Source organism: Indolivaga capnocytophagoides DSM 22835 (assembly GCF_000426485.1).
GTDB classification, from domain to species: Bacteria; Bacteroidota; Bacteroidia; order Bacteroidales; family Dysgonomonadaceae; genus Dysgonomonas_A; species Dysgonomonas_A capnocytophagoides.
Map to the genome: position 1 here is coordinate 54,705 of NZ_AUFL01000017.1, position 24,046 is coordinate 78,750.

The following is a 24,046-nucleotide window of genomic DNA, read 5'->3' on the forward strand; positions in this document are numbered from 1 at the left end:
TATATAGTGTTCACTATAAGACTCTTCTTTTTCAGGCACTAAAGCCTGTTTATATGATGCGCTGTTTTCTCGTTCTTATTATTGAGCTACAATTGTATAAGTTAATGTTGTAGTGAACACAGTAGGATTTTCTGTATTTTGGTAATAATCCAAATATGCATTGTTGTCTCCTTTTGCAGCATAGTTCACATTGATAGTTTTATCAACACCACCTTTTGAGCTCGATACGATCACTTTATCTTCAGCTGATAATTGAGCTGAGCTAAAAGATGCACTGTTAGACAAGGCCTGTGTTCCGTTAGAAGCAGTTAATGTAACATCGCTTACATTAATGTTGTTCGCTTTACCTGTAAGTTGAGATCCTGAAGCTTTTACCTTCACCTGAAAACCACCGGTACTATAAACTGTTAAGTGGTCAGCTTGATCTACGCTTACACCATTCGCATAGTCATTTTTTGTTGTATAATTCAAATCTACTGTAGTTTGTTTTGAGTTTACAACCAAAGTTTGAATAGGATTTAATTTAATGTTCAAGGTTACATTTCCAGTACTTTGCGCATTAGCTACAGTTACTACACCAAACAAACTAACAACTGCCAATATGGCTGTTAAAAAATTGACTTTCATTTACTTTTTTAATTTAATTTTTTTTACTTTTTACAACACTCTCTAAAAAAATCTCTCAAAAATATTACTTCAAATAATCATTTTTTATTTTCACAAACATCCAATAATCATAATCTAAAAAAATAATAAATCAAGAGTAAAACTGATTCCTAAAACTTTATATAACAAATAATTGATTTCTTTTAAAAGCTTTATTCTGTTCTCATTTTGATGATGCAAAGATATATCGGTGATGACATCTTAGAGAGAAAAAAAAGGGAGAAAAAAAGGAAAAAAAGGGAAAGAATACATAAAAACGTCCGAATACATGTTATTGTAGTATAGAAATATGGAATTTTTAGTTAAAAAAGCTCTAATTTTTCTGATTTTTCAAAACTCCCCTTGTCACAGATAAAATATTTATCAACTGATATCTCACACAAAACTTATTCAATTCGGATAGAGAAACAAACCCGAACTCTTTCAAAATATCATCGATAGTAGCTCCTTTATAAAAGAAAAAGTTATTCAGATTATTGATTTTACGATCCATAATCCACTTATGAGGGGTTTCTCCAAATTCGTCTTTAAAGTATTTGGTAAACGTTTTGGGTATCATGAAACATTCTGAAGCCAGTTCTTTCACTGTTATCGAATTAGTATATTTCGACATAACCTCCAATCTGAATTCACTGACATCGACTATAGCCGGCTTAATAAAACGAATAAGTTCTTCCTGAGGATAAAGCTTTCGGCTGATGAATAACAGTTCCTGACGTTTTAAAGCAAATAATACATTCGATTTTAGATCATTATTTTTGAGGAAAACAATACTCGCTAAGAAAAACCTCAACATTTTCTCAATATCCAAAGCCCCGATCTCATCTCCAGACTCACTTTTATATTTTTTCACTTTCTGTATTGTCTGCTTATCGATGTAAGGAAGTAACGAATCTGTTTTGAGAATAATATAAACAGCTGTATGCAAAACATCTCCATGATATGGGGTATGATTACAGGACATACAATACATACGGTTACCCATGAGCAACATAGAAGAACCATCAGATTTCTTTATCTCGATCCTTCCTCTTAGCAAAAAAATTATCACATTTTCATCAACATTTCCTATCGTGATATGGTTTCCTATATCTTCATGAAATACAGAAAACGAGTCATCGACCTCGGTTAATTGAGATACCACTTCCCCATCTGCCGGATTAGGGACTTCATTCGCTTTTAAATGATCTTTGTTCATACAGGTTAATTTTAGGGCTTAAGTTCTTCCTGTAAAAGACTGACCAATAATCAAAAGGCATCATTCTCATCAGTATAATTTTATCAAGGTTGATCAAAACACTCCCAACTTTAAAATCTATTTTTTTATATTTTTATTTATTCTTTTAACTCAATAATAGCCTTTGGTCTCTTTCGATCATAAGTAAATAGTTATAGTCAATCATAATAACAAAACACAATCTTCTAATTTGAATTATACGTTCTATATCATGATAGAGAACAAGCACTCAGACCTTTAGTTTACAATACAAATCAGATTTATAGTAAAAAAAAAATCACAAAAACATCAAAACCTTGTATACTAACCCATTACACACCCTTCAATGATTTATAAATAAAATGAATATAGATAAGATTATAAACTATAGCAAAACAGTAAATTACCGAAACACTACCAGTTTATATTCATTGTTACGAACAGCAATTATTCAGAAACAAGACCTCGGTTCATCGAATATTTAGTATTTTTGAGAGATATAAGTATCGGACTTATTTGTATATCAGTTAAAAGTTGAATAACAACTATCTTAAAATAAAGTTATGCTTAAAGAAGGTTTGGAATTTAAAAGTAAAACTACAGTTGATAACAGCAATACAGCGTTAGCTTTAGGCTCTGGCGACATGAACGTATTCGCGACTCCGGCAATGGTCGCTTTAATGGAAAACGCTGCAATGAAAGCTGTTTCAGCATTTCTTCCCGAAGAATCCGCTACAGTCGGCTCATTGATCAATGTATCTCACATCAAACCGTCGGGGTTGGGTGAAACAATCGAAGCAACTGCAGTTTTGACCGAAATAGATAAACGCAAGTTAACATTTACAGTTAAAGCAGCAGACAGCCAGGGAACAATTGGCGAAGGTACTCATATTCGTTTTATTGTAGACCGTCAAAAGTTCTTATCTAAACTATAAACCTGAAAAAACATACAAAATAAGCAATAAAATAATGAGTATTGAGGTAAACGACATATTCAAGTTGGCTTCGGATATCGTTTGCCATACATCCCAGTCTATATATCTTACAGGAAAGGCAGGTACCGGAAAAACAACATTTCTACATCATATCAGGGCCACATGCCACAAAAACATCATTGTAGCAGCTCCCACAGGAGTAGCTGCGATCAATGCAGGCGGTGTAACCCTGCACTCTTTACTGCAACTTCCGTTCGAGCCGTTTACGCCGGACTTTGAAGGCAAAAAGAAACTCGATTATCACTTCAAACTTCGTCGCTCCAAGATAGAAATGCTGAGAGAACTGGAGTTACTGATCATTGACGAAGTAAGTATGCTGAGAGCAGATATGCTGGATGCCATTGATTATATGCTTCGCCGGTACAGGAATAATGTGGCTCCGTTTGGAGGCGTACAGCTTTTGCTTATTGGAGATATGTTTCAGTTACCTCCGGTTGTACAGAATTCGGAATGGGAGACGCTCCGCAGCTTTTATCAGTCTCCATTTTTCTTTCATGCTCAGGTACTAGCAAACTATCCGTTATTATACCTCGAACTCAAAACAGTATACAGACAAAACGATCCGTTATTTGTAGAAATACTCAACCGCATACGCAATAATCGTACAACATCGGAAGACCTGAAACTTCTGAACAGCCATTATAATCCTCAATTTACACCGTCTACCGAAAACAGCTATATAACACTCTGTACGCACAATTATAAAGCGGAACAAATAAACAGAGCCGAATTAGGCAGGCTTGGGGGAAAGGAATATTCTTTCAGAGGGCAGATCAGAGGAGATTTTTCAGAGAATGCCTTGCCTACCGAAAACGAGTTAAGCCTGAAGGCGGGAGCGCAAATCATGTTCATCAAAAATGATTCGGGTGAATCGCGCCGATATTACAATGGAAAAATTGGTATTATAGATAATCTGAAAGAAGAGTCTATAACAGTCCGTTTCGAGAACGGCGAGTTACTGGAAGTAGAAAAAGAGTCATGGAAGAATGTAAGATACAAACTAAACGAAGATTCAGGTGAGATAGAAGAAGAGGAACTCGGTTCATTCACTCAGTACCCTATCCGTCTGGCATGGGCTATAACCATTCACAAAAGCCAGGGATTAACTTTCGACAGAGTTGTTATCGATGCCGGACAAGCCTTTGCCGCAGGACAGGTATATGTCGCTCTGAGCCGTTGTACCACTCTCGATGGCATTATTTTGTATTCACAACTTACATCTCAAAGTATAAGTACCGACCCATATGCCATAGAGTTTTCGAAACGAGAACAGCCGGTTTCTACACTACACAATATTCTGGAAGAAGAAAAGCCCCGTTTCTGTGCAGAACAACTTCTCCGCAATTTCGAATGGTCTCCGTATATCCGTTGCATACAGACATTCAGAGAAATTGCTTCAGATAAAAAAATTCCCGAGAAAGAAGAAATACTTACCCTCATATCTTCTATTTACGAAGAGGTATCCAATGAAAGTAAGATCGCCGCGAATTTCAGAAAAGAATTACAACAGATTTTATCGGTACAGTCACCTGACATAAACAGACTTGAAGAACGGGTACAAAAGGCTATTTTGTATTTCCACCGCGACCTGCAAATAAAGGTTATACTCCCAATAGAAGAACATCTTCGGGCTTATCAGAAAAAGTCTAAGGTAAAAGCTTATGTCAAAAAAGTATCTGAAATACACAGCACACTTATCAAACTGCTTGAAAAACTGGAACACATCGGATACGGAGATATTAATCTAACAAATGATCTTATATTAAAGCGATTGTCTCCAACACCCGTGTCTGCCGAAAAGGAAGAAACAAAATCAAAACCGAAGAAAGGAGACAGCCAAAGAATAACACTCTCATTATTCAAAGAAGGAAAAAGCATTAAAGAAATAGCATCGGAAAGAAGTCTATCTACGACTACTATAGAAAATCATTTAGCTGAATTTATCCTGACTAAAGATATATCTGTTGACCTGCTCGTTCCTCAGGCGAAACTAGGTTATATGATTTCCATCTTAGAGAAACATCCTGAGCAGAACTCCTTGTCTTTCTTTAAAGAACTTCTGCCCAAAGAATGTACCTATATGGAAATCAAAGCTGTACTGAACCACATCAAATTACAGAACAACTAAGGTCTGAGACCTTAAATACTTTCATTTGCTTAATTGGATTTAAATATCTTATCCAAAAAAGCGGTCATATATCCGGTAGTAGTTTCAAACCAAGGATCGAACAACCAAAAAGGATGGAGAGTATCGGGTAAAGTATGTACTTCCGAATATATATTATATCCATTTAATTTCGCGATGGTCTGATCCCGCCCGTCATGAAAACGGTCGATAGAACTGTTTATAAAACAAATCGGAGCCGACTGCCCGGTTATATGAAAAACAGAAGAAGCGGCAATCCAATCGTCCTTTTTTTCATCATAACTGCCACCGAACCATTTGACAGAAGCCGGAATCTTACCCTTATCCAAAGATTCCCGGACATTCTCCAATGCCGTTTTATCGGTAAAATCGGTGATACCGTCAATATTAATAACAGCCTGAACTGTACTCGAATATTCGCTATACTCCAATCGATCCTCATATTGGCTTTGCCCGTTGGTGATACCGATCAATGCTGCAAGCTGACCTCCTGCCGATGTGCCTGAAATAGCTATATGAGTAGTGTCAATACCATACTTCTCAGCATTAGCTTTCACCCAGCGGACAGCTGTTTTCAGATCGAAAACAGCTGCCGGATATTCTGCTTCGGGAGATAGTCGGTATTCAACAGGAATGGTTACATACCCTTTCTGAGCAACAGCCTGTGCCATAGGAACCTCCATAGATAAGTTGCCTGAACTCCATCCTCCTCCGTGAACAAGTATCAATGCAGGATATTTATTCTTATTATCGGGACGGTATACATTCAGCAAGAGCGATCTGCCTTCGTATGGATGTGAATACCCGATATTTTCAAAAGCAAGCATCCCCTGCGGAAGATTGGGTTTTACCATTTTTATATAAGGTCTTCTCTTTGATTCCTTCACATAAGTGCTATACAAAGCAAAGCTCGTATCACGAGGCACTACCACCTTTCCTCCTTGCGATGAAACCAAGATAAAATTGAAAACCATCAGAATAACAAAAACTATTCTCATCAGATACTTATTCATTATTGAATACTTCTCACTTACTTAATCTGAACCAGTCTATATCAACACGTCCTCCATCATTTTTCTGAATCGGACGAGTACAGAATGTCCCTACTTTAGCACCTATCCATTTACCTTCTTTCGCTTTAAAGGGATTTCCTAATATGGTAAATTTCTTTCCGTCCTCACTATAAGAAAATACACAAGATGTATCTTTCGAGACTTTTACTCTCAAATATACAGTAGAGTCCTTTAGTGTTACCGAAGCATTCACCTTTTCCTCTGATCCTTTTTCGGCGTTGATACATTCCGACTGAGACAAAACAAATCCTTTTTCGGTATTTTCAAAAGCAAGCACTCCATAATCCAATCCCATTACCACTAATCCTGTACGTTCGCCGAAATAGCGGTTATCAGGACAAAGTGTAAGTTTCATTGTTGCAGTAAATTCGGGAGCAGGTGTTTTTTGCATCAATAAGTTAGGTACATCCCAAAGGCTTTTATAACCATCGACTACCGGTACGGAATACAAACTCAAAACACCTCTTGTCTGGTCGGTAAAATACCACCACGACTGAGGGTTTGCATGCCATTGCCATTGTAAACCCAATTCATTTGTCGAAAACTCATCGCTTTCGGCAGGTGTTGCAACAGGATAACTTTTTCCTACATTTGGTTTCTTATAGCTTAAAACCGGATCGCCGCATCCATCACCATCTTTGTCAACCCCGATCACAGGCCAGTCGTTCCCCCACTTCATTGGTTGCAGATGGGTAATACGTCCTAATGCACCAACATCCTGAAAATGAATAAACCAATCTTCTCCGGTTGTAGTGTCTACCCATGCTCCTTGGTGAGGCCCGTTTACAGGAGTCTGTCCCTGAGCCATAACAACTTTACGCTCGTAAGGACCAAAAGGAGATTTCGATCTCATTGCCAATTGCCAGCCAGTAGCAACACCTCCGGCCGGAGCAAATATATAATAATACCCGTTGCGTTTATAAAATTTAGGACCTTCTATAGTTGGATCCAAATCATGCCCATCATAAATAATCTTCGATTCTCCAATAGCTTTCTTACCATCGGGTGTCAGCTTTGTTACAGCCAAAAGGCTTTTGATTCCGGCACGGCTTCCGGCATAAGCATGAGCGAGATACACATCTCCAGTGTCATCGAACAACGGACATGAATCTATCAGCCCTTTGCCTTCTTTTACCAATACTAAAGGCTCCCATTCTCCTGCCGGATCTTTAGTTTTAGTCATATAGATACCATAATCCGGATCGCCGTAATAAATATAAAATTCACCCTTATGATAACGGATCGCAGGAGCCCAAACGCCACCGCCGTGCATTACCTTAGAAAATACCGAAGCAGGAGGCTGACCATCTTTAATTGCATAGCTGATGATAGTCCAATTAACTAAATCCTTAGAATGAAGAATCGGTAATCCAGGGATACAGTTAAAGCTTGAAGCTGTCATGTAATAATCATCTCCGACTCTGCAAACATCCGGGTCGGAATAATCGGCATACAGTATCGGATTTTGATAAGTACCATTCCCCTGATCCGCAACCCATGTCTGCGATATATTGTTCTGCCCGTTTACTGCTGTCAGCGATAAACTGAACAACAATCCGGCAACACCTAAATTCAGAATATTCATTGTTTTAAATTTTTGGTTAAACTTCTAATATTATTTTCATTCAATCCCTCAACAAATAAGGATGCCATAACTCTGGCTCCTTTATCCCGAAAGTGGGTATTATCAATTCTTCCTCCCGGAAAGTTACGATTCTCCCCATCTTTTAGATGGAGAAATAACGAAGTGGATTCTTCCTCTCCCATCGTCACAATATATTTTTTGCTTTTCTCATACATATCTATCATATATACACCTTTATCCTTTGCCACTTTCCGAGCCAGATCAACATAAACACCATGCGAATTTAAAAAATTACCATTCTTATCAAAACGCCTTCTCACTACAGATGTACAAATAATAGGGTTGCCGCCTTTAGCTCTGACTTCGTCTACAAAGCGGGCTAAATTCGCCACATATTGTTCCGGTGGAGTATACCTATCGGGTCTGTCCGCAGCTTCGTCATTATGTCCGAACTGAATCACCACATAATCTCCGGCTTGCACTCCATCCAGTATTTTCTGCCACCATCCTTGCTCTATAAAAGTTCTGGAACTGCGCCCATTCTGCGCATAATCCTCAATGACAATATTTTCATTAAAGAAATCAGGCAAAACCTGTCCCCATCCCCTTTCGGGAAAAGGTTCCGAAATACTGTCTCCAGAAATGCTATCCAACACCATCTTTGCTAAAGGTTTTAAAGCCATAGTAGAATCGCCCGCCATAAATATATGCACAGGTCTTTCTTTAGATGCTGTAAGCACCGCCGCTATCAACAATACAAAAAAAGATATCTTTATTGATTTCATAAGCTCCTTATCTTAAAATTAGGCCATTAACTGAAATCTTGCTTACTTCCAGATATTTACCCGAAGCAGCTTTGCTATACCAAGGGTATATTCTCAGATAAAGTATTCTGTCATCTTTCAGTTCAATACAGGTTTTAAGATCAAAATAAGCTATTTTATCTTTCGGTAGTTTTTCCATAGAAGCCAGAGTTTCCGCTTTAGAAAACGAAAAATCAGTACTTATCAATACAGTAACATACATTCCATCGCCTTTCAGACTTTTCAACTGTACTCCGATTGAATCAACACAAAGCTCACCCTTACCCTGCTTAATCGAGAATTGAATATATCGGTTTGCATTCTGGTCTATGTCCCCGTCAGGCCATCTTTCCCCGTCAATGATTATCTTATTATCGGCTGTATATTTCAGACCTTCCAATTGCTCCATCACCGTAATATATGAAGGAATTCCATTCTGAGATTTCAGACTCGGAACATAAGTTAGATAAGCCGCTTCTGCCCCTTTGCTCTTATATTCCTGAATTTTAAGATGTCTCGTTTGCTCCTTCTGTGATTTTTCCAATTCGGATAATCGGTCAGTATTGAATAATACACTATCAACCGGGATAGACAAATAATCGGATAAAATATTCTTACTCAACAGATCTAGTACTGCCAAACGGGCAAATAAAATTCCACCTTTTGCTTTTAAGTGGGTATTGTCATTCTTCGCATAAATAATCCGGCGTGCTTTTACAGGCCCGTATTCCAATACCAGTTTTTCGGTCAATGCGGTCATATCCACCAAAGGGACATTCAGTTTACGGGCAAGAGCACGCATAGCCATAGGGTAGTTCATTGTCGAATCGTTTCCGGCGATTTCCCTCAGATTATGCAGCCCGGTACCCGAAAGCCTGGTCGTATCACTATCTTCGGGCAGACAACGTACAATAGGAGTCAGCAGAACAGGTATAGCTCCCCTTTCACGAGATTTGCTTACATACCGTGTAAGATATTCCTGATACTGCCCCCATGCAGCCGTTCCCCGTTCCTTAGTGTCAGCAGGATCGGTATCCAAGCCCTGATTCTTTTCATCATTATGTCCGAACTGGATAAAAACATAATCTCCCGGTTTCAAAGTATTCCTCAATTCTAACCAGAATTCGTAATAAAACGACTTAGAACTGCGTCCGTTTTTCGCTGCATTTTCCGATTTTGCGCCATTGGTTAAGAACAGAGACAACATCTGCCCCCACCCTCGCATTTCATTTTCTCCTGTTCGCTTTTCCACATCATAGTCCGCCATAGTAGAATCTCCTATGGTAAGAATACGCACCTGCGCATTTAATATTCCGACCTGCACTAAGAGAACTATTGCAACAAGACCGATTTGCAAAAAATATCTTTTCATTACTTAATTTTTACCGTTTTTACATTATTCAGAAAGTTATTTCCCCATACGATCTCACTGTCTATTTCTTTACAAAAAATATCGGCTTTAGTTAGCTGAATACAGTTATTGATAAAACCATTGCTCACCTTATTTAATTCTATGATCGGCTGATTAGCCAAGGGTGCTTTTGAGTGAACATTATCAATAATAATATCCTGACATTCATCAAAAGCCAAAGCAGCCCCTTTTTTTACTGAAAAGTCGATATTATGGAATGTAATATTCTTAGCGGTTTTAGCGGTAAAGCCATTTTCGGCAACCATATTTATATTCGAAAATGAGATTTCCGATATGGGCATTTCATTGATTCCTGTTATATAGCCTATTTTTTTCACATCACTACCTGTAACATTACTGATATGAATATTGCGGAATACAGGAGTACGCTCCGATACGGGTTCTTCCTTAGAATCCTTGTCATAAAAAAGATCGAAAATAAATGCGTTCCGCTGAATATTATTCATGACAATATTATCAACACGTATTTCTTCTACAATACCACCTCTTCCCCTTGATGATTTAAGACGTATTCCGGCATCTGTTCCGTTAAATACACAATTGGAGATAGTGACTTTCTTTACTCCTCCCGACATTTCACTTCCGATAACCACGCCTCCATGTCCTGCCAGCATGATACAATTGGTTATAGTTATATTTTCACACGGACGTCCATAGTTTCGTCCGTCTTCGTCTCTTCCCGATTTAATGGTGATACAGTCGTCCCCGACACTGAGGAAACAATCAGAAATGCGGACATTCCTGCATGATTCGGGATTAATGCCATCGGTATTATGTCCTTTAGGGTTCGAAGACGGGTTGTTGATCGTAACACCATGTATTAACAGATCATCACAACCGATAGGATTGATTGTCCAAAAAGGAGAATTAATGATTGTTATTCCTTCAATAAGTATATTTTTCGATTCGTGAAACTGAATAAACGGCGGACGGAAAAATTTACGCTCAAGTGTCGACTCATAATATGGACTTACCTTAATGCCTTTATTCGCATCAAGCCACATCTGCTGAAGTTTATTGGTAGCTGAAGTTTTTCCGTCTTTTCTTATTTCGTCTATCAACCGGCGAGATTCTTTCCACCATGTATGACCTTGTCCGTCGATAACTCCCCGACCTTTAATAGTGATATTCTCGGCCTTATCGGCATAAATAAGGGGAGAAAGGCTATTCATGAAGACACCTTCCCAGCGGACTTTCACAAAAGGAAGATAATCTTCGAATATTGTCGAAAACTTCAATACAGCACCCGATTCTATATCAAGTGTAATATTACTTTCAAGATGAATTGCAGCTGTAAGATAAGTTCCCGCAGGAAAATAAATAGTACCGCCACCTTCGGCCGACGCATTCTTTATACTTTGCTTGATCAGATCTGTACAAGCTACTTTTCCTGAAGTATCGGCTCCCAGGCTTTTTATATCATATATCTTTGCCTGAATTGCCAATATACTCAAACAGAATATTATACTAAAAAATATCTTTCTCATAGACTATTAAGGTCTCAAACCTATTTATAGCTTTGATAAGTAAAAAAACCAAAGCCTGTTATAAACTAAAAGTATATTATTAAATACTTGCTGTTACTTATATTTTAAGGGTGTTGATCCACACACTTTGATATCATTTCTTTGTTACAGGATTCCAACCGTCGCAACCCTTAAATACATTCTCAACCGTATATTCGGCAGCTTGCTGTCTATTCAGAATTTTCACCCAGTTGACACGCCCGGATGTAGACGCACCCTCTCCTGTATTATTGTATTCCATGTAGCGGGCGGTCTTCTCGTTTTCCGCATTACTCCAGTTATGCCATCCTTCGGCTTTAATGCCTTTCGGCAAATAACAATTCATAAATAATGTCATAGCATAAGCTCTCCATGGACGTCCCAAATACATATTCTTAACCTCGGAAGCAACTTCTATTTTACAATTATTGAATATATACCCGTACTTTATATTCTCGGGAGTACTTGCAGCTGTTATATATGAGTTGGATTTACAATAAATCACACAGTTTTCGAACCAGCAGGTCGAGGGTCCGAATATAAAATCAGTCGTACCTTCGATGTAGCAGTTCTCAAAATATTGACGCATATTCTCTCGTCCTACATAAATCGTATCCTGATTTCCCAGAAAACGGCAATTCCTGAAGATGACACGGTCTCCTTCAACAAACAGAGCAACTGCCTGTCCCATTGGAGCCGCAGAATTTTCAATAGTAAGATTTTCTACAGTTATATCATTTCCGCTTAATAAAAAGGAATATGTTCTGAAAGTGCCCATCTTATTTATATTGGCATGGTCATCGTAGTTAATGATTGTTTTATCTCTATCCTCTCCTACCAACTTTACATTAGTCAGATACGAATGCAGAATAAGCTTCTCTTTATATACTCCTTTTTTGACAAAAATGGTTATTTCTCCTTTCGGATCAAAAGCTCTGACCGAATCTATAGCTTGTTGTATATTACGGAAATGTCCGGTTCCGTTACGATCTACGACAATAGTTCTGCTATCTTCCGAAGCAAACAATGTCAAAGAAAAACATAGGAGAAAGAATAAATAAATAGTTTTTTTCATGATAAATAAGTAACTAAAGGTATTTAAGGATATATTGATAAGGCTCGACCTTACTTTATAATATGTTCAACCAAACTGTTCAGGTACACTTCCAAATAAGTATATCCGTCCGGATTAAGATCATTTGCTGTTTTTCCCGGATATTTCTTTTCTAACCACCCATCCGGAATCCCGTCATTATCGGAATCAGTTACAACTTCTGATTTTGCATACTTATATACATCCCATCCTCCGACATCCGATTGAGAATCGATCATCCCCGGACGGGTGTTGCTATCGTGGGATGCCCTAACGGGAGTAAGCCCGTTTCTTGTTTCATTTACAATACGAGCATCGGTATTGTCTCTCACGTAACTAGCTCCGGCTTTTTGCAGAACTTTGATATAGGCATCGATTGCCTTATCTGTTTTCACAGGAGAAACCGAAAATTCTTTCTTTGATAATAATTCCGATTTATCCTTTGATGCAGGGTTCGGCTGAAAACCGAGCGTATTGTCTTTTGTCGCTGCCTGATCTCCTGCTATTACATTTCCATGCAGATAAAACTCCCCCCAAACACCCTGAGGTTGTTTGTTTGAGCCATCATCGGCATTGGGTGAAAATATACGGTTTTTATGTACCGATCCGGCTGTCGGCTTATAATAGTTATTAATAAAATTATAGCGTCCACCTTCTCCGGCATAACCGCTATTGCTTCCCCAATTATAAATCACATTATTGCGGAAATCAACTAACTCCAGATCCGGACGATTTGAATACCTCGAACCACACATGCGAGGGTTACGACTATCATGGTGTGCCAGCAGGTTGTGATGGAATGTAGCCCCCTGTCCACCCCAGATACCTCCATATCCATGATTGCCTTTACGATGTACCGATGCTCTTAAACTCTCAGAAAGGATACTCCATTGCAGAGTAAAATTCTCATTATCATAGAAAGAGGCACATTCATCAGTACTCCAACTCATAGAACAATGATCGATAATCACGTTCTTATTCCGATAACCGGACAATGCGTCATCTTCCAATCCTGTTAAGTCTCCCATTCGAAATCGCATAAAACGAATAATCACATTATCTCCAGATATCTTCACATTATTGTCGGCAATACAAATTCCGTCGCCGGGGGCTGTCTGCCCGGCTATCGTTGTATTCTCTGTTATGGTCAATCTCGACTTGAGATGTATGATACCGGCCACTTTAAAAAGGATTGTTTTCGCTCCCGGTCTTTTCAGACACCAGCGGAATGTTCCCTCATTCAGCTTTTTATTACCAACAAGCGTATCTTCGAGAGACGTCACATAGTAAACAGTCCCACCTCGTCCGCCTGTGGTGAACATTCCTGCCCCCTCAGCCCCCGGAAATGCAGGTGTCTGGGCACACAATGAAAGGGTAGACAACAATACGCAACAAAGAATAAAAAAACATCCTTTTTTCATGACTTTATTTTTTTTTACAACTATTAAAGATCTGCTGTATTTTATGCTTACAACGGTCTGAATCTTACTTATCCAATAAAAGACTAAGCATAATGAAAGGTCCTACGGCTTTAGGGTCGTTATCTCGTACAGGTTCAGAAATATAGTATTCGAAACTTCCGTCACGATACACTTTCTCACCGCCAAGACCTGCTACACTGCATCCGTCTGTGACAGATATCGTTCCATAGGATTCAGTCTTTATAAATCGTTTCACAAACTGATCGTAAGCCTTTTTCCCTTTATTCAGGTATTTCTTATCAAGGTATCCTTTTTGTGCACCTTTGACCCATGTATAAATAAACATGGCTGATCCGCTCGATTCTACATAATTGCCTTTACGTGCACCCTGATCAGTCACCTGATACCACATGCCCGTTTTAGAATCACGATACTTTTCTACAGCAGCACTAATATCCTGCAATATTTTTATAATTTCAGGTCTTTCAGGATGATTTTCCGGAAGAAAGTCCAAAACATCCACCATCGACATCATGTACCAACCGATGCTGCGAGACCAAAAATTAGGAGAAAGCCCTGTTTCGGGATTAGCCCAACGCTGTTGACGGCTTTCATCCCAACCATGATAATACAAGCCTGTTTTGGCATCAATCAAATATTTATGAGCATCTATAATTTGCAGAGCCGCCTCATCATATAATGCCGGCTTATCAAAAGTTTCTCCGTATTGGGCTAAAAACGGACATGCCATATACAGCCCATCCAGCCACACCTGATGCGGATATATTTTTTTATGCCAGAAACTACCGTCTGCAGTACGGGGATGGGTATCCATCTGACTACATAAAAGATCTAACGCCTTTTTAAATCGTTCTTCTCCGGTTTGTTTATAAATCGGGAATAATATTTTTCCGGTATTTACCCTATCGATATTATATTCGGCTAGTTTGTAGGTTTTGATCTGCCCGTCCTCCGAGATCATAAGATCTGCATAGCTATAAGCATAGTCGAAGTAACGTTGATCGTGAGTTTTCTCCCATGTCTGAAGTATTGCCTGCAACATCAGTCCATGACAATAATTCCACTTTGGAGCAGAAGAAAAATCCAGCATCCACGATTCCGGATTACGCTTCATTTCCGAATCAGCCATTTTTACATAATATTTATCTCCGGCCTGTAAGCAAAGCGTAAACCCGAAAACAAATAAAACTATTGATAAAAATCGTAATTTCATATTATTGTTTAATTTAAGGTCTTCTTAAGGTCTCAGACCTATTTAGTGTGTTAGTAAATATAACATCCAAAATATGTTGTAAACCAAAGATAGTACATCAGATACTTTCTGTTATTTATTTAGAAATACCGGGTAATTGGATGCCTTTTGTCTTATCTCCGCTTATCTTTACCGGATCTTTCAGATTTTCGGGATACGAAAAATTATCCGCTTTCATATTCTGTACATTTTTGAGAATCAAAGCTGCACCTTCCTGAGGAACGATCTTCACATTCTTGAATGTAATATCCTGAGATTCTACCAATTCAGCTCCATATTGAGCCGATATGGTAACATTTTCAATATGTATGTCATTAATATTCATCTCAGGCAGACCATTAAAAAACATAGCTCGGCGTGCATTACGTGATGTCAGGTTTTTCACATATATCTTTCTGAATACGGGAGTTGTTTCATCAACAGGAACAACAACATCCGATTCGGGTGTTTCGTCTCCATCCTCCAATGATTCGGAAGCCGATTTACCGCCATAGTAAAGATCAAATAAGAATGATTCCGTAGCGATATTAAACATAAAAATATCACTTATATGTATATTTTCCACAACACCCCCTCTTCCTCTGCGGCTTTTAAACCTCAAACCGACATCTGTTCCGAGAAACTGACAGTTTTTGACAGAGATATTTTTCACACCTCCGGACATTTCACTTCCGACAACAAATCCGCCATGACCTTGAAAAACCTTACAGTTGTCAATAATCACATTCTCTGTAGCCATTGCTCTCAATCGGCCGTCTTCGTCTTTTCCCGACTTGATACAGATTGCATCGTCACCGACATCAAAGACACTGTTTACGATGATCGAATTTTTACAAGACTCTAAATCCAGCCCATCCCCATTTTGTGCATAAGACGGATTACGAACCAAAACCCGATCTATAATTACATTCTCGCACATCAACGGATGAATATTCCAACTCGGGGAGTTTTCAAATAAAACACCTTGAAGAAATACATTCTTACAAGAAATGAAGCTAACCATCACCGGACGAAGAAAGTCTTTTATATCATTCCAGTCTTTATCCGAAAGCTCGCCTTTGGGCACATTCATATCGCTTTTTTCAAAACCTCTGAGTGACTTTTCAGAAGGGAACCAATAATCTCCGTTTCTTACAACACCTCCCGAGTTTACAACCTGTTTCCAATGAGCACTTGTAACTTTGCTTTTTTTCAATGGACGCCAGAATTCACCCGAACCATTAATTGATCCTTCTCCTGTAATGGCTATATTCTCGAGACCATTTCCCGAAATAGGAGACTGGCACCTGCGTGTCTCAAGACCTTCGAAACTGGTATTAACCAATGGATATAAATCAAAGTTTCCGGAAAAAAGAATTAAAGCCCCTTTTTCCAAATGCATATTGATATTAGACTTAAATACAATCGGTCCGGTGTACCATATTCCTTCCGGAACAATTAAGGTTCCCCCTCCTTGTTTCGACAATTGATCCATCGCCCGGGAAAACACCTCTGTGTTGAGAGTCATTCCATCGGGTATACCTCCGACATCCAGCAGCGAAAGCTTATTATCGGGGAATACAGGCTGTTGTATTACCGGCATCGGGAATGGTAATCCTTTATAATATTCTGAATAAAGGTTATCTGCATTTACCGACCCAGCGATAAAGAATAAACATACAAAAAATTGAGCTATTTTCTTTTTCATGAGTAAAGCGTTTTCAAGAAAAGCAGAACCGCACAAAACGGTTCTACTCTTCAAGTTTAGTTAGTTCCACCAACGGGGATCTCCCGGGTTATTTCCATTACCTATATTAGTATCTTTTATTGTAAAGTCTCCATTTGCAGGATCTACAAACAAATCGGCCGACGTTTTCGAATATTCGGATACTCCAGTCAAAGGGTATCCTGTGTTAATCGACAAATCGCTGGTTTTGTAAGAATCCGTTACAAATGTTGTTGTTATTTTAGGTGTAGTCGCTCTGATCTCATTAGCAGCATCAGACGCTCCGAATATACACGATGTTATATTGAAGGTCGAAGGAATACTTGCTGCCTTATCAAAGCTCACAATATACTTACCTTTTGAGGGAGCATCATATAGCGTACAATTTGTTATATTTAATGACGAAGCCTGTGACTTGAAGGTCAAAACATTCGCACTAAGCAGATTATAAATTGTACTATTGGAGATTACAACATTGCCAACAGATACAGTCGCAGCATCTACAGTAAGCACACCATAACTTCCGATATTAGAAACAATAGAGTTTGTAATTTCAAAACGGGAAATATTTACAGCACCTCTCAAACGCATCATTCCCCTAAAAGTATTTACTGTACAATTATCTATTTTAAATTCGGGTAGACTCCTTGCTCCGGATGGATTATCATTCAATATATAATCTGCACTATTATCTGTACCCGTTATCTTGAGATTGTATGCCCATAGCTTGAACGATACAGATGAGTCGTCTAGTTTAATTGATTTTAAATTCAACTGAACTTTATCGTCTCCACTGGGTAATCCCCATAAAGTCAATGATTTTATATGAGCAGGAATTGACCAGTTTCCATCTGCTGAATTAATTGTATAAGACGATCCTCCGGGAAATACCAGAATAACTGCATCATCGGTTATATTATCCAGATAAGTAGCCAGATCTTCATCTCCTGTAAGGAAATATTTTACACCGTCTCCCGATACCTTGGGCTGAGTAGTAAAGGAAACCGTACCCCGTTTGATTTCGTTATTAAAGATCTGAACCGAATAAGAAGTATTTTCTTTCAACCCCGAAAGAGATTTTTGTCCGAGAGATATTTCTTCAGTTGTCAAGTCTATTTTCTGAGCAGTGCCGTTACTCTCGGTTAAAGTAATATGTGTAACATCATTTTCGGGATCCCATGTCAACAAAGCAGAGTCTTCCGAAATATCTTTAACAGCATTCAGTATTTGCTCTCCTTTAGTTTTGAATGTCAGCGAAACCCATTTCGAATCGGGTAGTCCGTTGTTACCCGTTACTTTCAGACGGACAGAATATCTAATCTCCGCGTCCAGTTTCTTAACTGTAAAAATATACCTGATCTTCGTATCAGTCGAGTCTTTTACAAGATCTTCAGCATCAATTTCCACAGTTCGATCAATAGACGTAAATTGTAAACTGTCTTTACTAAATTCAAAAATATATTTTCCAGCATTTGGTACACTCGAAAATTTAAGAGACACTGATGTTGCAGCAACATCTGAAGTTTCGAATATTACGGGACTGAATATTCCATTCTCATTATCGTCGGTTGCCCAGTCATTCACATCATCACATGATGTAAATGACAGAACCGAACCACAAAAGAGAAGAAGTCCCACTATTTTATATAGAAATTTATTTATCATTTGATTCTTATATTTTAAGGTCTAGACCTATTAATGATTATGATAATGAAACCCACTGTATTAATAACCGTAAGAGTTAGTAACGACACCTCCGTAATCTCCGATTACACTTGTATGTATAGGAAAGAGGTATCTGTCATCGCAAGTTCCATTATACGCTTTTTGCAATCCAGAGCTGAACAGTTTTATTCTTGTCAGATAATTTGTCTTATTCTCATCCGAGAAACCGAACATCCATTTCACTTTAGTATAACCAGCCTTTTTAACTTCATCGTCACTCAAGGCATCAAGCTCCGCATTCGCTTTATAGTAGTTTATATTTGCTTTATCAATATTCTCTTTATCGTCTTTATATCGATAATAAATAGCCTGAGGCAGATTGTCATAGCTTTTATCAAATATCTTAACTGTTCCGCCATTAATCATTTCTGCAAAAGCATCTCTTTGATCCTGTATTTTTTTGGACAACAAATTCCATCTGATGAGGTCGAATTTACGAATAGCTTCCCCTCCAAATTCCCAAGCTCTTTCATTTACAATCGCATTGAAAAATTGTTGCTGAGACGTCAGGTTATCTACATAGTCTGTAACCTCCGCAGTAGAATTGGCAACACCGTTAAAAGCCCTAGCCCTTACCTGTTTCAAAGCATCTTTAGCAGAAGCAGTTGGCCCGTTCAGTTCATTTTCGGCTTCGGCATACATAAGAAGTATGTCTGCATACCTCATCACAATCCAGTTTACACCATATCCCCACTTATTATTCGCACCTTTATTATAAGAAAGCCATGTTGCATTTTTACTCATCCAGCGTTGATCCCATTTTGCAAAGTTGTATGACAGAGGATTAGACTGAAATACTTCTTTCAGGTCTCCCGAAGAATTACCGTATGATGCAGTCGCAATAGTGGCATCACGACGGGTATCTTTCTGGTCAAACGAATAATAATAGTATGCGCTTGTATTAACTACGTTTGAATTATTGCCGTATCCGTACTTTGTATTTGTATAAAATCTCACACCTATACTATAACCAATCTCTCCGCTCTGACCTAAACCTAAAGCTACTTCATACAGGTTTTCGCCATTAACACCATCTGGATTTAAAGCACAAACGTCTGTCCATATTGTTTCGTAATTAGATTTCAGAGTATAAATACCCTGATCCATTACTTCTTTACATTGTTCTCTTGCTATTTCATAATATTTTTCCCAGTTTGCACCTCTTTCCATCGGATATCCGGCCTTATCGCGAAGAGAGTATCCACCTCTAGCTAAAGCGACACGGGCAATCAATCCCTTCACAAATCCTTTGGTTATACGCTCGGAATTTGAATACGAAACCGATCCGGCCGAATTTCCAACCCAAGGCAAGTCCTTCTGAGCCTCGGTCAAATCTTCTATAATAAAATCATAAATAGAATCCCTGTCTGTTTTCGGGAGATAAACATTCGATAAATCGTTTTTTGTGGGTTCTGTTTTGAAGGGAATATCACCCCAATGTTTTACAAGTTCGAAATAACCCATAGCTCGCATTGCTTTTGCTTCGGCTAACAAAGATTTGAAGGCAGCCTGCTCACTAGTTGTTCCTGACATCAGCGGACTGTTTTGCAAACCTACTATCACAAGATTGGCTCTTTCTATCATCTGGTATATTCTCGTCCATAATAAAACAGAATTCCCGGCAGTAGCATAATAATTAGATACTCCTCTATTTGAATTTTGATTATAAGATGTTTCATCAGCCCCTACAAATTCTATGTCATTATTTGTAGACCAGTTAAGAGAAATGCGCTGAGCATACATCTGAGCATCGGCAATACGGTCGTATATACCTAATACCGCCGACTCGGCATAATAGGTAGATGAGTAAACAGTCTCGTCAGTCATTTTCGACGGACTTTCTGTTTCCAGAAAATCATTGCATGAAGAGAATACAAACGAACATGCAGCAATGGTTATATATATTATTTTTTTCATAGATATATTCTTTTAGAATGTTACATTTATACCACCGACAAACGTTTTCGCTTTCGGATAGGCGGAATAATCAACACCCGGAGTGAAAGGGCTTGAAGATCCGCCACGGGTACTAACCTCCGGATCAGGGCCCGAATAGTTCGTCCAGCAATACAGATTGTATCCTGTCGCATAAATACGTAAGGATTCTATCAGCCATTTTTTTGTTAAACTTTTGGGTAGAGTATAACCGACTGTCAGGTTATTCAAACGCAGGAAAGAACCATCCTCTACAGCCCATGAGTGGAAAACCGTAGTTGTCATTATCGGGTGCCACATCGCTTTGCCCTTGTTCAGTTCTTGTAAAAGCTGCGGATTTGCATTTTTCCCCGAATAGATATTATTACCTGTAGAAGGATCAATAGTTGTAAAACGTTTATCCAAACTCATTTCGGCTGATAAATTCTGATATTTCCGGGTTTGCAGGTAAGCCGTATTATCTAATTTATTCGCATTGTAAATATCATTACCGTATGACCAGTTAAAGAAAATAGCAGCATCAAACCCTTTATATGTAGCGTTAAATCCAAAACCTCCAGTATGAATAGGTAAAGCGTTTCCGATTACCTTTCTGTCATTCTCGGTTATCTCCGTGCTTCCATCATCCGATATCTTCTTTAGTTTAAGAGCTCCCGGACCAAAGTAATTTCCTGCACCAATCAGCTTGCTGTCATCAGCAACACCATCATTGAGTACCCAGCCATTCTTCGAATTATCCCATGTAAAATCGTCAAACGAATACATTCCATCCGTTACATATCCATACATCTGACCCAAAGATTTACCTTCCTGTATCAGATAATCATAAGTAGGCTCTGCAGACCCATTCCATCCCGAACCGTATAATTTCGACTTGGCATCACCTCTTCCGTATTTATCAACCTTATTTTTATTGAACGCAATATTGAATGTTCCGCTCAATGTAAAGTCTTTATTATCGATTATATAACCCGTAAGAGATAGCTCCAGTCCCCGGTTAGAAGTTTGTCCAACATTTTGGTACTGATTATCAAAACCGGAAGTCGAAGGAATAGGTGTACTTACAATCAAATCTTTTGTTACATTATTATACAGATCGATTGTACCCGAAAGCCGGTTATTGAAAAAGCCGAAGTCAATACCAAAGTTTGTAGATTCGGTTGTTTCCCATGTCAATTTATTATTTTTCAATGTACTAGATGGCGTAAGAATACTTGTAGCCGATTCGTTTAAATAAAACACACTCGATGATGACGATGTGTAATCTTGTCTCCAGTACGAACCTACTCTTGCATTCCCTACAGAACCGTAACTCAATCTGGCTTTCAGGTTACTTAACCAACCTTTAGTACCTTCCATGAATCCTTCTTCTGATGTTCTCCATGCCAAAGCTGCACCGGGAAAAAATCCCCAAAAATTGCCCGGACCAAAGTTACTTGTCCCGTCTTCCCGTGCTGTAAGGGTCAATAGATAACGGTCTTTCCAGTTATAATTTATACGCCCAAAGAATGATATCTGACGAGACGGTTCACCTATCGATGTTCTTATAGGCTCCGCTTTACCATTGTTCATTTGAGCCAAGACCTCTTTTGCCGAAAAATCGACAGGAAAGAAGCGAGCTTCAGTTATTTTTTGATCTGTAACACTTTCATAAATCTCCTGACCTACAAGAAAATCAATTTTATGTTCTTTATTTATCTTCCAGTTATAAGCTAACGTATTACTGAACCGGTATGATTTTCCGTACTGATCAGTTATCTGTGCAATAGGCTGGTTACCGTAATTTTTGGATACACCTGTACCTTGCAGCCATACATTATCTGTTTTATTTTTGAGGTATGTATAATTAAACATACTGGTCAGTTTCAATTCTTTGAGAATATTCCATCCGAGTGTAGCCGTATAAGCATTTGTGAACTTATTTTGTTTTTTATACTCATTTTCAATTGACTCAATCGGATTCAACAGTAAACTGCTGGCTTCGGCTCCCGATTGGTCGTCATCATCATCCACAGATGAATTGAATGCAGACAAACCTCTGGTCGGAGCGTATTTTACAGCATTACGCAACTTCGTATTGGAACCCGACCCCGAAGATATACTCGGTCCGTTTATAGTTTCGTCAGCCAGACGTACATTAAAATCGAAGCTTACAGTATTACTTACTTTTGTATTTACCTTTAAGTTTATGTTATTTCTTTTATACCCGGAATTGATCATAATATAATCTTCGTCGTTCCGGGCAAAACTCAAACTGTACACAGTAGACTTACTCCCTCCGGAAATACTGGCATTGTAAGATTGCTGAGTTCCTGTATTTCCGAAAAGCTTATCCTGCCAATCAATTCCTTTATCCGATTTATAGATATTCAAATCCTGAAAACGTCCGTAATAATTCTGAAATGTTTCTGACTGATCCAATTCATACTGATAATAGACATACTCGTAAGGACTCAAGACCTTTATAAAATCATCGGTACGTTTCGCTCCGTATGATGCATTGAACGAAACGGAGATTTTCCCTTCACGTCCGCTTTTTGTTGTAATCAATACAACACCGTTAGACCCCTGAGCTCCATAAATAGCAGTACTTGCAGCATCTTTCAAAATGTCGATTGACGCTATATCCGAAGGGGGAATATCCGAGATAGAGTTTACCTGTATTCCATCAACAACATACAAAGGCGAATTATCCTGAGAAATGGATGTACCACCACGTACCCGAATGCGAATATCGGCATCGGGAGAACCCTCAGCCATAGAAACGTTCACCCCTGCCATACGACCGGTGATAGCTTCTGCAGCCGAAGCAACAGGGACATTTTTCAAATCTTTTGCAGAAACAGAAGAAACAGATCCGGTCAGGTCTTTTTTAGGCACTGCTCCATAACCGATCACTACTACCTCATCCAGTTCCGAAGAATTATCTTCCATTGTGATGGTGATTTTTGAGCCGGTTATGGGCACTGTTTGTGTTTTCATCCCGATATATTTGGCTTCTAATGTTTTTGCATTTGCCGGAACCGAAAGAGTAAAGTTCCCGTCCAAATCTGTAACTGTTCCGACAGAAGCTCCGGTCACAGAGACAGAAACGCCTATCAACCCTTCACCGCCGCCATCGACAACAGTTCCTTTTATCTCCTTTTTCTGCTGTGCATATACATTCCCCCAACAAACCAGGCTGAATATAATACACATCATAGAGAAAATTTTCATACTTGTTTTTTGCATGGTAAAAAAAGATGTGTTTAAAGTTAAATTAAGGTCACAGACCTCTTTAATTAGATTTTGATATGCAATATTAAAACAAGTCTGTTTTGCGTCAAGGGGTGAATTTGACTATTCGGGGGTGTAAAATTGTTACTCACCCCGCATAAATAAGGTCTTAAACCTATTTGTTGACTTTTCAAGTATAGCAGCCACAGTCTGTTATAGACAAAAAACACATCATTAAATACTTTCTGTTACTAAAA

General features: G+C 38.6%; 16 protein-coding genes. 2 read left to right on the forward strand and 14 right to left on the reverse strand.

Annotated elements, in window-relative coordinates; all coding sequences use genetic code 11:
* Nucleotides 1-78: 78 nt before the first annotated feature.
* Both K322_RS0110300 and K322_RS0110310 read right to left on the reverse strand, forming a co-directional pair.
* Nucleotides 79-627 (reverse strand): hypothetical protein, encoded by a 549-nt coding sequence (locus tag K322_RS0110300; RefSeq protein ID WP_026626817.1) that lies wholly within the window; start codon nucleotides 625-627, stop codon nucleotides 79-81.
* A 352-nt stretch (nucleotides 628-979) separates the two neighbouring features.
* Nucleotides 980-1,864: a helix-turn-helix domain-containing protein gene (locus K322_RS0110310; RefSeq protein ID WP_026626818.1), complete on the reverse strand. Its 885-nt coding sequence runs from the start codon at nucleotides 1,862-1,864 to the stop codon at nucleotides 980-982.
* A 581-nt stretch (nucleotides 1,865-2,445) separates the two neighbouring features.
* Here K322_RS0110310 and K322_RS0110315 point away from each other — a divergent pair.
* Both K322_RS0110315 and K322_RS0110320 read left to right on the forward strand, forming a co-directional pair.
* Entirely contained in the window at nucleotides 2,446-2,817 is a 372-nt protein-coding gene (locus tag K322_RS0110315) for a thioesterase family protein (protein WP_026626819.1), read from the forward strand.
* 34 nt (nucleotides 2,818-2,851) lie between these two features.
* Nucleotides 2,852-5,005, forward strand: coding sequence for a helix-turn-helix domain-containing protein (locus tag K322_RS0110320; RefSeq protein WP_026626820.1), 2,154 nt, complete (start codon nucleotides 2,852-2,854; stop codon nucleotides 5,003-5,005).
* Between the two features lie 29 nt (nucleotides 5,006-5,034).
* On the opposite strand, the gene K322_RS0110325 is transcribed toward K322_RS0110320, so the two are convergent.
* From K322_RS0110325 to K322_RS0110380, 12 genes are all read right to left on the reverse strand, one after another.
* Nucleotides 5,035-6,021 (reverse strand): alpha/beta hydrolase, encoded by a 987-nt coding sequence (locus K322_RS0110325; protein ID WP_051290751.1) that lies wholly within the window; start codon nucleotides 6,019-6,021, stop codon nucleotides 5,035-5,037.
* Nucleotides 6,022-6,049: 28 nt separating this feature from the next.
* On the reverse strand, nucleotides 6,050-7,681 hold the full coding sequence (locus K322_RS0110330; protein ID WP_026626822.1) for a glycoside hydrolase family 43 protein: 1,632 nt from the start codon (nucleotides 7,679-7,681) through the stop codon (nucleotides 6,050-6,052).
* Nucleotides 7,678-8,466 carry a rhamnogalacturonan acetylesterase gene (locus tag K322_RS0110335; protein ID WP_026626823.1) on the reverse strand — a complete coding sequence of 263 codons (789 nt, stop codon included), beginning with the start codon at nucleotides 8,464-8,466 and terminating at the stop codon, nucleotides 7,678-7,680. The genes K322_RS0110330 and K322_RS0110335 overlap by 4 nt, the downstream gene beginning before the upstream one ends.
* 7 nt (nucleotides 8,467-8,473) lie before the next feature.
* Nucleotides 8,474-9,856: a rhamnogalacturonan acetylesterase gene (locus K322_RS20285; RefSeq protein WP_026626824.1), complete on the reverse strand. Its 1,383-nt coding sequence runs from the start codon at nucleotides 9,854-9,856 to the stop codon at nucleotides 8,474-8,476.
* Nucleotides 9,856-11,403 carry a glycoside hydrolase family 28 protein gene (locus K322_RS0110345; protein WP_026626825.1) on the reverse strand — a complete coding sequence of 516 codons (1,548 nt, stop codon included), beginning with the start codon at nucleotides 11,401-11,403 and terminating at the stop codon, nucleotides 9,856-9,858. The genes K322_RS20285 and K322_RS0110345 overlap by 1 nt, the downstream gene beginning before the upstream one ends.
* A gap of 133 nt (nucleotides 11,404-11,536) precedes the next feature.
* Nucleotides 11,537-12,496, reverse strand: coding sequence for a pectinesterase family protein (locus K322_RS0110350; RefSeq protein WP_026626826.1), 960 nt, complete (start codon nucleotides 12,494-12,496; stop codon nucleotides 11,537-11,539).
* Between the two features lie 50 nt (nucleotides 12,497-12,546).
* On the reverse strand, nucleotides 12,547-13,935 hold the full coding sequence (locus K322_RS0110355) for a pectate lyase family protein (RefSeq protein WP_035331878.1): 1,389 nt from the start codon (nucleotides 13,933-13,935) through the stop codon (nucleotides 12,547-12,549).
* A gap of 64 nt (nucleotides 13,936-13,999) precedes the next feature.
* The gene (locus K322_RS0110360; RefSeq protein ID WP_026626828.1) at nucleotides 14,000-15,169 is read right to left on the reverse strand and encodes a glycoside hydrolase family 88/105 protein; all 1,170 of its coding nucleotides are present in this window, start codon (nucleotides 15,167-15,169) and stop codon (nucleotides 14,000-14,002) included.
* 115 nt (nucleotides 15,170-15,284) lie between these two features.
* The gene (locus K322_RS19145) at nucleotides 15,285-16,895 is read right to left on the reverse strand and encodes a glycoside hydrolase family 28 protein (protein ID WP_035331867.1); all 1,611 of its coding nucleotides are present in this window, start codon (nucleotides 16,893-16,895) and stop codon (nucleotides 15,285-15,287) included.
* Nucleotides 16,896-16,955: 60 nt separating this feature from the next.
* On the reverse strand, nucleotides 16,956-18,578 hold the full coding sequence (locus K322_RS0110370) for a DUF5123 domain-containing protein (protein WP_026626829.1): 1,623 nt from the start codon (nucleotides 18,576-18,578) through the stop codon (nucleotides 16,956-16,958).
* 60 nt (nucleotides 18,579-18,638) lie between these two features.
* On the reverse strand, nucleotides 18,639-20,555 hold the full coding sequence (locus K322_RS0110375; protein WP_026626830.1) for a RagB/SusD family nutrient uptake outer membrane protein: 1,917 nt from the start codon (nucleotides 20,553-20,555) through the stop codon (nucleotides 18,639-18,641).
* Between the two features lie 12 nt (nucleotides 20,556-20,567).
* A complete protein-coding gene (locus K322_RS0110380) occupies nucleotides 20,568-23,789 on the reverse strand; it encodes a SusC/RagA family TonB-linked outer membrane protein (protein ID WP_260203786.1) in 3,222 nt (1,073 codons plus the stop codon).
* Nucleotides 23,790-24,046 lie beyond the last annotated feature (257 nt).